Source organism: Shinella granuli (assembly GCF_004341885.1).
GTDB classification, from domain to species: Bacteria; Pseudomonadota; Alphaproteobacteria; order Rhizobiales; family Rhizobiaceae; genus Shinella; species Shinella granuli.
The window spans coordinates 1-2,834 of record NZ_SLVX01000079.1 but is presented as its reverse complement, the minus strand read 5'-3'; the positions used below and the strand labels follow the sequence as shown (position 1 = coordinate 2,834).

Genomic DNA, 2,834 nt, shown 5'->3' with positions numbered 1-2,834 from the left:
GTATCCATCCGGCGAAGGCCGCGGGGTTTATGATTTCGGCTCGTCTGCCATGATGGTTTGATGACTTCCGGGTCACATTGCTCGTCGACGAGGAATTGCCGGACGCCGCACTCCCAGGTGCGGACGTCGGCGAGGAACTCCTTCAAGCTCTCGACACCGCGTTCCGTGAAGGTGGTGACGCCTTCCTCGGTCCCGTCATAGGCATGGATCATCTCGCCGTAGTCGATGTTGTCGGAGTTTCTGGCGACTTCCTCGATGAGTTCGAGGTTCTCGCTGATCAGCGTGGCGACGTATTCGATCGTGTAGACATGCGTCGGGCGCGCCATCAGGCCGCCACCTGCCGGGCGCTTCCGGCGGACCAGTTCCACGGCAATAGTTCCGGCAGCCTTGATACTGGAAGGCTGGGCATGCGGGCGAGCACGTCCGCCAGCCAGGCCTGCGGATCGATATCGTTCATCTTTGCCGAGACGATCAGGGAATACATGAAGGCAGCACGTTCGCCTCCGCGCTGTGAACCGGCGAATAGCCATGCCTTTCTTCCCAGAGCAATGCCGCGCAGGGCGCGTTCGGCGGCATTGTTCGAAAGGCAAAGGCTGCCGTCGTCGAGGAAGCGGGTGAAGGCGTCCCAGCGGCCCTCCTTGTCGAACATGTAGTTGATCGCCTTGGCGACGGGATTGTGCTTGGACATCTGGGAACGCTGGGCCATGAGCCATTGATGCAATTCCTCGACGCGCGGGCGAGCATGCTGCTGCCGCGCCGCGAGACGTTCCTCGACGGACATGCCGTTTATGCCGCGCTCGATCTCGAAGAGCGCGTCAATGCGGGCGACGGCCTCAAGTGCGACGGGCGATATCTCGTGGGCAGGCTTGCCCTTGCGCACGTTGCCGGCGATGTCGGCCAGTTCGAAGAACTTGCGCCTGGCATGGCTCCAGCAGAGTGCGCTTTTGACCGGCGCAGGGCCGCGGTCCGCACGGTAGAGGTCGTTGTAGCCACCATAGGCATCGGCTTGGAGAGTGCCATGCCACCCCACGAGGTGCCTGTTGGGATGGGTCTTCTCGCGATCGGGTGAGAAGTGGAAGAGCGCCGCGGGAGGCGCGCCGCCCGCGAAGGGGCGGTCGTCGCGGACGTAAGTCCATAATCTTGCCTGCCGCGTTGCACCTTTGGCCAGCAGCGGCACGGTTGTGTCGTCGCCATGCAGCCGGCCGGCGGCCAGCACATGGGCGCGGATCAGATCATGAATCGGCTGTAGCACCGTCGCGCAGGCTCCGACCTGATCGGCCAGCGTGGAGAGGCTGAGATCAACACCTTCCCTGGCGTAGCGTTCAGCCTGGCGGTTCAATGGCTGATGTTGGCCGAACTTCTCGAACAGGATCGTTGCCAGCAAGTTCGGTCCCGCCCATCCACGCGGGGTCGCATGGAAAGGTGCCGGTGGCTGGCTGATCTTCTCGCAGTCCCGGCAGGTGAACTTCTCGCGCACCGTCTGGATCACCTTCCACTGGCGCGGAATCGCCTCCAACGTCTCGGTGATGTCTTCGCCCATCTTCACGATCCGGGCCGAGCCGCAACAGGCGCAGTGCGCCGGAGCCTCGACGATCACGCGTTCGCGCGGCAAGTGCTCGGGAAACGGCTTACGGGCTGGCCGGCGGCGTTCGAAGGCGGAGACATTCGTGATCTTCGCTGCCACGCGTTCCGCGGCGATCTCGTCCTCGGTGGCGTCGGCCTCGAGTTCTTCGAGCTGCAATTCCATCTGGTCGATCAGTCGGGCGCGCCGTTCCGAACTCTGGCCGTACTGCTCGCGGCGCATTTTGGCGATCTCAAGCTTGAGGTGCCGGATCATCGCCTCGGAGGTCGTCACAACGGCGCGCACCTGCGCGAGATCGGCCTCGGCGGAGGCGGCACGCGCTTCCGATGCTGCAAGCGCGGCGCGTAATCTGGCTATCTCCGAAGCAGCATCATCCATGGCCGAAAGCTACCATGTCATATGCTGAAAGCCCAACAAAAACAGAGGAATGATAGAGATCAGCCTGCCGCCGCAGGCCGTTGCGTCCAGCGAGGATTGCGCCAATCGATCCCTTCCAGGAGATATCCCAACTGTGCCGCCGAGACCGGAACGGCGGAGCCATTCTCGCTGACCGGCCAGATGAACTTGCCCGCCTCAAGGCGCTTTATGTAGAGCGACATGCCGACGCCGTCATGCCACAGGACCTTGATCAGGTCACCCTTGCGACCTCGGAAGCAGAAGACTTCGCCGCCATGAGGATCGCGGCCAAGACCTTGCTGAACCTTCAGCGCCAGGCTGTTCATACCGCAACGCATATCCGTCACGCCGCCCGCGATCCACACCTTCACCCCGGCCGGAAAGGCGATCATGGCGTGTCCAGAACCGGCAGCAGGCGCGCGAGGATCGTCGGATCAAGCGAGGCCGGAATCGTCAGCCGTCGCCCGTTCGGCAGCGCGATCTCGATCGTCTTGTTGTCCTCAGATCGGAGAGGTGGGCCTACCTCGCAAGATGCCGCCGCTGGCGGCGAAATCGAAAGTGGCACGAAGCCCGTTGGAGCGGAACCGCTCAGAAGGCCACTACGGTATTCCCGACGCCAGCGGGTCAACAATGACCGCGACAGTCCATATCGCCGTGCCGTCACCGAGCCCTGCCGAAAACCTTGCAGGCTCTCCTCGACAATCCGGACCTTCTCCTCGTCCGACCAATCCCGCCGGCGGCCAAGATCATCGGCGGACAAAACCTCAATCGGGGAAATGATTGTAGCGCATGACATAAGCCATGGACTTAACGACAATCAGCAAGTCAGGGCAGACGGCCTTCGGCGGAGGGATAC

3 protein-coding genes and 1 pseudogene are annotated in these 2,834 nt (G+C 62.7%); all 4 read right to left on the bottom strand.

Annotated features, from left to right (window positions below):
• Positions 1-27 precede the first annotated feature (27 nt).
• The 4 genes and pseudogenes from EV665_RS31955 to tnpA all read right to left on the bottom strand — a co-directional run bounded on the left by EV665_RS31955 (position 28) and on the right by tnpA (position 2,738).
• Positions 28-326: pseudogene (locus EV665_RS31955) on the bottom strand (hypothetical protein).
• Positions 326-1,960, bottom strand: coding sequence for an IS66 family transposase (gene tnpC, locus EV665_RS31950; protein WP_133037257.1), 1,635 nt, complete (start codon positions 1,958-1,960; stop codon positions 326-328). The pseudogene EV665_RS31955 and the gene tnpC overlap by 1 nt, the downstream one beginning before the upstream one ends.
• Before the next feature lie 59 nt (positions 1,961-2,019).
• The gene (gene tnpB / locus EV665_RS31945; RefSeq protein ID WP_064334793.1) at positions 2,020-2,370 is read right to left on the bottom strand and encodes an IS66 family insertion sequence element accessory protein TnpB; all 351 of its coding nucleotides are present in this window, start codon (positions 2,368-2,370) and stop codon (positions 2,020-2,022) included.
• Positions 2,367-2,738, bottom strand: coding sequence for an IS66-like element accessory protein TnpA (tnpA, locus tag EV665_RS33400; protein ID WP_380688515.1), 372 nt, complete (start codon positions 2,736-2,738; stop codon positions 2,367-2,369). The genes tnpB and tnpA overlap by 4 nt, the downstream gene beginning before the upstream one ends.
• Positions 2,739-2,834 lie beyond the last annotated feature (96 nt).

What these genes read in the sequence shown, in the direction of transcription:
- tnpC (WP_133037257.1), bottom strand. Translation starts at nt 1,960, where the DNA reads ATGGATGATGCTGCTTCGGAGATAGCCAGATTACGCGCCGCGCTTGCA.
- tnpB (WP_064334793.1), bottom strand. Translation starts at nt 2,370, where the DNA reads ATGATCGCCTTTCCGGCCGGGGTGAAGGTGTGGATCGCGGGCGGCGTG.